General features: G+C 40.8%; 5 protein-coding genes and 1 pseudogene. 2 read left to right on the top strand and 4 right to left on the bottom strand.

All coding sequences use genetic code 11. The features are described 5' to 3' along the window. Positions 1-242 (bottom strand): annotated as a pseudogene (locus tag B7C60_RS19460) (DUF1611 domain-containing protein); the annotation flags it as partial. 810 nt (positions 243-1,052) lie between these two features. On the opposite strand from B7C60_RS19460, the gene B7C60_RS14140 reads away from it, so the two are divergent. Both B7C60_RS14140 and alr read left to right on the top strand, forming a co-directional pair. Continuing rightward, a complete protein-coding gene (locus B7C60_RS14140) occupies positions 1,053-2,426 on the top strand; it encodes an alanine/glycine:cation symporter family protein (RefSeq protein WP_099612217.1) in 1,374 nt (457 codons plus the stop codon). Positions 2,427-2,488: 62 nt separating this feature from the next. Beyond that, positions 2,489-3,601, top strand: coding sequence for an alanine racemase (gene alr / locus B7C60_RS14135; protein WP_099612216.1), 1,113 nt, complete (start codon positions 2,489-2,491; stop codon positions 3,599-3,601). A gap of 606 nt (positions 3,602-4,207) precedes the next feature. Here alr and B7C60_RS14130 read toward each other — a convergent pair. The 3 genes from B7C60_RS14130 to B7C60_RS14120 all read right to left on the bottom strand — a co-directional run. Then, a complete protein-coding gene (locus B7C60_RS14130) occupies positions 4,208-5,344 on the bottom strand; it encodes a hypothetical protein (RefSeq protein WP_099612215.1) in 1,137 nt (378 codons plus the stop codon). An 89-nt stretch (positions 5,345-5,433) separates the two neighbouring features. After that, positions 5,434-6,828: a glycoside hydrolase family 1 protein gene (locus tag B7C60_RS14125; RefSeq protein WP_099612214.1), complete on the bottom strand. Its 1,395-nt coding sequence runs from the start codon at positions 6,826-6,828 to the stop codon at positions 5,434-5,436. A 17-nt stretch (positions 6,829-6,845) separates the two neighbouring features. Beyond that, a partial coding sequence (locus B7C60_RS14120; RefSeq protein WP_216639329.1) for a PTS transporter subunit EIIC occupies positions 6,846-7,853 on the bottom strand: 1,008 nt, incomplete at its 5' end.

Below are 7,853 nucleotides of genomic sequence, written 5' to 3'. Positions count from 1 at the left end.
ATCCACTCTTGAGAAATCAGCCCCCCTCGGTTAGCCACACCAATAATCAAAGTTTTTGCACCTCGATTAACGGCTTGCGTAATATCCATCTCTTCTAAACCGACATCAGCATTGCATCCCGCCAAACGATATTGACCAATACAATACTCTGGACGCCAGGTTTTAATTCCTTGCGCCACTTTCGCGGCCAGCGCATCGGCAGCATCACCTAAAAAGAGTAAATAAGGTTGTTTAAGTTCCATCTCGATTTTCTCCACAAAGAGTCATTAAATTAGAATAGTGATTAATTTCATCCCTCACTAAACATTACAGTGCAAAATTTGTGACAAAAATGAAAATCCGTAAAGAAAAATCAAGAAGAAATGCATTAAAAATGCAAAATAAAGAATAAAAACTCAAAAATACAGAATAATTACTCACAAAGAGAAATCAATACGAAAAACCCTAAAATTCATTAAACACCAACAATAAACACGATATCAACACAAAACTCCAAATTGAAAACATAAATACTAATAATACAATTTCATTCTATTCCCCTAGAGTTTTATGTAAACAGTCCTCCTGAAAATAAAACCAGTGATTTAAACCAATAATATTTCATTCTATAAATTTTAATAAATCGTGATAACCCTCTCATTCCCTGATTACATTTATCACTCTCTTCATTTTCATCTTCATAAAAAGATGAATAACAAGCTAAAAATAACCATTTTGGTGCACTTCTGACTAATTCTAGTGCATGGTTGTGCATTATTAGCCCATAACTTATAGAAACAAATTCCATCCTCACATCAACCCGTCAATACACCACTCACTCCATAACAACATTATCGTTCAAAAATAAATAAATAATAAGAACATTATAAAAGCACCGCTCCATTAAATAAACATGGATAGATTATCCACCTATTTTGTATGGAAATTTAACGTATAAAGAGGATTCATCAGCGAGAAAAAAATTGATTAAGCGCCGTACTGGTCTGCAAATTGCTTAGTCAGTCTAAAGGTGAGCAATAACTTATTTAATTAACTTTTTATGGTGAAAACAGATGGAACTGATTCAACAACTCATTAGCCAAGTCAATGGCGTTGTATGGGGCCTCCCCATGCTCGTTATTATATTAGGTATTGGTATTTATCTAAATATTGGCTTGAAATTCATGCCCTTTTTTAATATTGGTCGCGCCTTTAAACTATTATGGAAAGGCAGAAAAAATGCTCAGAATCAGGACGGTGAAATCCCCCCCTTTCAAGCATTAATGACCGCCCTCTCAGCCACGATTGGAACCGGTAATATTGCAGGTGTTGCTACTGCCCTTTTTATTGGAGGGCCCGGAGCACTATTTTGGATGTGGATGACTGCGTTACTGGGTATGGCCACCAAGTATTCTGAAGCCGTATTAGCCGTTAAATACCGAGAAACCGACAGCAATGGGAACCATGTTGGCGGCCCCATGTACTACATCAAAAATGGGATGGGTAAGAAGTGGGCTTGGCTCGGAACCGCATTCGCTTTATTTGGTACCTTTGCCTGTTTTGGGATTGGTAATGGCGTTCAAATTAACTCGATTGCTCAGGTCATGCACTCAACCTTTGACTTTTCTCCTTTGATTGTTGGGCTCGTTGTCATGATACTTTCAGGAGCCGTCCTTTTAGGGGGAATTAAGCGCATCGGGGCTTTTGCCGGTGCCCTTGTGCCATTAATGGGAATGGCTTACGTTGCTTGCGGCTTAATTATTTTACTGCTTAATATCGATAAAATCGGAGGCGTAGTTGCCCTCGTGCTAGAACAAGCCTTCACTCCAACTTCTGCTCAAGGTGGATTTGCGGGAGCGACGATATGGATGGCGATTCGTTTTGGTGTCGCACGAGGTATTTTTTCTAATGAAGCAGGCTTAGGTTCAGCCCCCATTGCTCATGCCAGTGCACAAACCGATGACCCAGTACGGCAAGGTTTAATTGCGATGCTGGGAACGTTTATTGATACGATCATAATCTGCTCCATCACTGGCTTTGTCATTATTATCTCTGGAGAATGGACCTCGGGAATGACAGGAGCTGAGCTCACGTCAGCCGCATTTGATCAAGTAATTCCTGGGTTTGGTCGCTATTTAGTTACTATTAGTTTAGCTATTTTCGCCTTTACCACCATTGTTGGCTGGTCTATATATGGCGAACGCTGTATCAGTTACCTCTTTGGCACCAAAGCCATAATCCCCTTTCGTGTGATTTTCGTCTTGGTGATTCCCGTTGGGGCCATAATGGAACTCAACTTGATTTGGCTATTAAGTGACACGTTAAACGCCATGATGGCCATTCCAAACTTGATCGCTCTTGGTGTATTAAGCCCAGTCGTTTACCAAGCAACCAAGCACTATTTTGCTCGCCAGACAGTACAAGATCCGGCCAAAGCTGAATATTAATCATATCAACGCCTTCTAACTAAAGTAGGAGGCGTACGCAAAAAAATAATTAGGAATGATGTATGATCACAGCAGAAGCCGTTATCAATTTGGCTGCTCTTCGTCACAACTATGAGCAGCTTAAGCAAAAATGCGGAAATAAACCCATCATCGCCGTACTTAAGGGAGATGCCTATGGGCACGATGCTCTTAAAACAGCGCAAGCTCTACCCCAAGCAGATATGTTTGCTGTTTCTCGTATAGAAGAAGCCCTTGAATTGAGAAAAAAAGGAATTGCTCACCCTATACTGTTGCTCGAAGGCTGCTTCTGCCCAACAGATTTACAACAAGCATCGGCACTAGAATTGGATACGGTGATTCATTGTAAAGAGCAGCTAGCACATCTTCAATCAACCCATATATCAGCCCCTTTGAACGTTTGGTTAAAACTGGATACGGGGATGCACCGCCTTGGTATTCATCCCTGTGAACTGCACGATTACATAACGCAGCTCGAAGCCACTCAAAAACTGAGCGGCCCTGTCAGATTTATTAGCCACTTGAGTTGTGCAGATAACCTCACCTTACCAGAAACTTCAGTGCAAGTTGAACTATTTTTAGCACAAACGGCCCATTATGCAGGGGCAAAAAGTATTGCTAACTCCGCAGGTATTCTTTACTGGCCACAGTCCCACCTTGACTATATGCGTAGTGGTATTGCGCTTTACGGTATTAGCCCAAATCAAAATGATACCGGTCAAGATCACGGCTTACGCTGTGTCATGACGCTATGCTCTAAGCTTATCGCTATTCGCGAACACAAGAGCCAACATCCGGTTGGCTACAATCAATCTTGGACATCACCACGAGATACGCATATAGGAGTGATAGCCATGGGTTACGGAGATGGTTACCCTTGCTCCGCGCCCACAGGAACACCGGTTTATATTAATGGCCGTTTTGTGCCAATTGTCGGACGCGTGTCTATGGACATGATCACGGTTGATCTCGGTCCAGAGTTACAAGATAATATCGGCGATAATGCAGAATTTTGGGGCGAAAATTTGCCAATAGAGCATGTCGCCAATCATATTGGCACCATCGCCTATGAATTAGTAATTAAGCTAACGAAACGGGTAAATAAACGATTTATAGACAAGCCGTTGAGCTGTAAGCGTTCACCAGTAGCGTGTTGATTAAGTATTTAGGTAAAGTACTGAGGAATCCCCTGATGATTTTAAGAAAAATCATCAGGGGATTCCTCAGTATTGTGCTTTTTGTTGCTCACCTGCTGGCTGTGCTAGGTTCGGGCTAATTTCACCATTACCTGATGAGTACATGAAATAATCTCGACAATTAGCTAGGTGCGGAGAAGCAAATAACCCAGCATCAAACTTGCTTCCCTTAAATGGTCTCCAAATTGATGTAGGCCCAGAAAATATTTCTTATGCCCATTGTTTTAAACTTGTTGAAAACATCGTAACTGACCTTGTAGTTATATCAAAATAGAGCAGTTCGAGATTTATCAGCTAAATTAAAAAATCCCCCAGATTTTCATCGAGGGATTTATGCATGAAAGACAGGCTAAAGGCAGCCTCCCGATTACTAGGACTAATCAACTAAAAAATAATAAAGACTATCACTATTTCTGACCAAACTCACTGCGTCATAATATTCAAAGAATGTCATTTTAACGATTTATCCCAGATGCTAAGCAGTAATATTATTTACTCACTTTGTGATCAAGAATCAAAAAGAATAGAGTGTAAACACCAATTTAAAAAGCTTTTAATATTAAATCCTTAAAAATCAACCTGGAATTCAGCTTGTGTGGTATTTTCCCCATGAGAAGTTAGTACATGTCCAACCCACAGACGAACTTGTGGTTCAAACCAATATTGAATTTGAGGGACAAACTTATCCGTGAATTCATCATGAGAGACGGTCACAACAGGCCCCCACCCCTTAAGCCCCTCAGGAAAATATTGATAAGTGGCCGAAGCAGAAAAGCCCAAACCACCTGTCGTATAGCCCCTTTCTCTAACCTCCGCTTTCGTTTCTCCGTGTTCTCGTTCTGAATAAGAAATAACGGTACCCAAACGACCATTAAAGCCAAATTGTTTGTAACCACTCAAAGAATAGGTCAATAAGTCATCACTATGTCTATTGAGCGCAGTATCTGATTTAATGTCACTATTGATATCAACGTTACCAATAATTGAACTATTATATCCTGTATTTAAGAAAGGCTGTCCATTATGAATAGAAAAATAAATTCCGTAAGCATCTGCAATAAAAGGATAAATATTTTCTGTTTGATAACCAATATCTAAACCAGAAATTTTTGAATTATAATCGTAACTCGCATGAATAAATAGGTTATTATCAAAATTATTCTTATATATAATTTTCCCTGCATTTTTACCACCGGCATCCGCTTGTATATTATTTTGACCAAGCATACCAATGTCGGCAGAAAATACAGCCCATGTCGCCGTATGCTTAGCATAGACCAACGCACCATATTTATCAGATTCAATACCAATGATTAAATTTTCCCATGTCGCACTTTCATCAAGATCATCGTAGCTATTGGTTCTTTCTCCATCAAAAGTACTATAAATCTCCTTCGCTTTTAACCAAAAATCACCAGTAAAACCTAAGTCATCGGTAAACATCGTTTTTCCTCTGAGCCTTAGGCTTGCTTCTAACGAACTGGATCTATTATCACTACTATTTCCCATATTCGTTGTACCTTGAAGCCTTAAATTATAATACCATCGCGTATTATTTTCATAATCCGTAAATCGTGATAGTTCACTGCCATTATTTGGATCTAAATAATTTTCAATCCAGTTACCATCATTATTTTTAGCAAAACAAGGAATACTAAACAATGAAGATAAAATGAGACATGCAGAAGTTAGTGTCTTTTTCATATTAATTTTCTTATTTTCTGAAATAAAAATCCATAGACAGCTATTTAAAATAGCCATCTATAAAATGGTTAATGTTTTAATTTAAAAATTTATTTAAGCAGAGAGCCTTTTGATTCGATAATATTTTTATACCACCAAAAGCTCTTCTTCCGCTTACGCTCTAAAGTACCGCGACCTTCATCATCACGATCAACATAAATAAAGCCATAACGTTTTGACATCTGTGCGGTTGAAGCACTCACTAAATCAATCGGCCCCCAAGAGGTATACCCCATCACTTCAACGCCATCTTGAATCGCCTCACCCACTTGATACAGATGATCATTCAAGTATTGAATACGGTAGTCATCTTGGATTTCTCCGTTATCATCCAACTGGTCCTTAGCGCCCAAACCATTTTCTACAATGAATAACGGTAACTGATAGCGGTCGTATAAGATGTTCAGCAGGTAACGCAAGCCTACGGGATCGATTTGCCACCCCCACTCAGAAGCTTTGAGATGTGGGTTGGGAATCATATTAACCATATTGCTACAAGCCTTCTCATTCTCTACCGGATCCGCACTGGCGCAACCCGTCATGTAGTAACTGAATGAAATAAAGTCGATGGTTTCTTTTAAAGACGCTTTATCATCTTCTGTAATATTGAGCTCAACCCCTAATTCTTTGAATTTACGAGTCATGTAGCTGGGGTAGTAACCTCGCGCCTGAATATCCCCAAACATGAGCCATTCACGGTTCAGCAGCAATGTTTTCATGACATCATCGGGTTTACAAGTCAGCGGGTACTGCATTGCGCCTAAAATCATATTACCAATTTTTGCATCTGGAATGATGTCATGGCACAATTTTACCGCTTTGGCACTACCCACGAGTTGGTGGTGAATGGCCTGAAAACGGGTTTGCTCACTACAATTACGCGGCAAACCTGCGCCAGTAAATGGTTCGTGCAAGGTCACATTGATTTCGTTAAAAGTCAGCCATAGTTTGACTTTATCTTTATAACGGTTAAACACCACTTTCGCGTAATTTTCAAAAAAACCTATTACTTCGCGGCTAGCCCAGCCCTGATATTTATCGGCTAAATTAAGCGGAATCTCGTAATGAGAAAGGGTTACCAGTGGGGTAATATCGTGCTTAGCCATTTCATCAAACACACGGTCGTAGTATGCAAGGCCCGCTTCATTTGGTTCGGCATCATCACCATTTGGGAAAATGCGACTCCAAGCAATCGATACACGTAAGCAGGTAAATCCCATTTCTGCGAATAATGCAATGTCTTCGGCGTAACGATGATAGAAATCAATCGCCACATCTTTGATATTGAAGTCACCGGCTTCTCGGTAAACTAACTCTCCGAAAGCACCAAATGGTTGGACATCAGACGTTGACAGCCCTTTACCATCGGTAACGTGTGAACCTTCAATCTGGTTAGCGGCAGTTGCCCCCCCCCAGAGAAATGAATCGGGAAAACAAAAACTCATTGAATTAATCTCCTTAGTTAACTTACTTTGGTTTTAACAGCGTCGTGAGCGGTGACTCTAGTTTCGCCATTTACCTGACCAAATATAATCGTCAGAATAATGGCTAACACAATCGATAAAATTGAGGCAAAAACAGTGACCCATAGCGTCATATCAACGCCTGTCGGTGGAATCACTTGTGGGAAAATCAATAGACTTGGCATCGCGAATGAATAAACACGTGCATTGAAGTAACCGATAATGGCTGCGCCGATAGCACCTGAAATACATCCGATAACGAAGGGACGTTTTTTCGGTAAATTAACACCGTATATGGCAGGTTCCGTAATACCGAAAAGACCGGCAGTAGAAGCAGAGCCTGCAATAGCTTTCAGTTTGACATCTTTAGTCATTAGGAACACACCAAATGCGGCCCCCGCTTGTGCAAGTACAGCAGGAACCAGTAACGGCATCATACTATCTGAACCAATGACGGCCATGTTGTTAAGCAGAATCGGTACAAAGCCCCAATGTAAACCGAAAATAACAAAAATCTGCCAACAGCCTCCCATGATAAGTCCTGCGATAACGGGGCTGGCAGCATAAATGTGCTCATAACCGTGTGCTAAAAACTGGCTGGAATGAGTCGCTGCGGGACCAATGACCAAAAACGTCAGAGGGACCGTAACAATAATACACAGTAGGGGTGTGAAGAAGTTTTTGATTGCACTTGGTAATATTTGATTAAATATAGGCTCAAGCTTGCACGAGATCCAAGCGGCAAAAATAATAGGGATGACTGAAGAAGCGTAGTTCATAAAGGTAATAGGCATACCCAAGAATGTTAGTTCTTCGTACCCAGGCACTTGCGACGCGTCAAAGGCTGCTATCATCGTCGGGTGTACTAAAGCTCCCCCTATCGCCATAGTGACAAATGGACTGCCACCAAATTTCACGCCTGAGGTGTATCCCAAAGCTAGTGGGAAGAAAAAGAACAATGCATCGCTTCCGGCAAATAACAGTTGATAGGTACCACTGTCCGTCGT

Origin of the sequence: Vibrio fujianensis, assembly GCF_002749895.1 — a bacterium.
In the GTDB taxonomy this organism is placed as follows: Bacteria; Pseudomonadota; Gammaproteobacteria; order Enterobacterales; family Vibrionaceae; genus Vibrio; species Vibrio fujianensis.
The sequence above is the reverse complement of the archived record's forward strand: the minus strand, read 5'-3'. Positions and strand labels throughout refer to the sequence as shown.

What these genes read in the sequence shown, in the direction of transcription:
- B7C60_RS14140 (WP_099612217.1), top strand. Translation starts at nt 1,053, where the DNA reads ATGGAACTGATTCAACAACTCATTAGCCAAGTCAATGGCGTTGTATGG.
- alr (WP_099612216.1), top strand. Translation starts at nt 2,489, where the DNA reads ATGATCACAGCAGAAGCCGTTATCAATTTGGCTGCTCTTCGTCACAAC.
- B7C60_RS14130 (WP_099612215.1), bottom strand. Translation starts at nt 5,344, where the DNA reads ATGAAAAAGACACTAACTTCTGCATGTCTCATTTTATCTTCATTGTTT.
- B7C60_RS14125 (WP_099612214.1), bottom strand. Translation starts at nt 6,828, where the DNA reads ATGAGTTTTTGTTTTCCCGATTCATTTCTCTGGGGGGGGGCAACTGCC.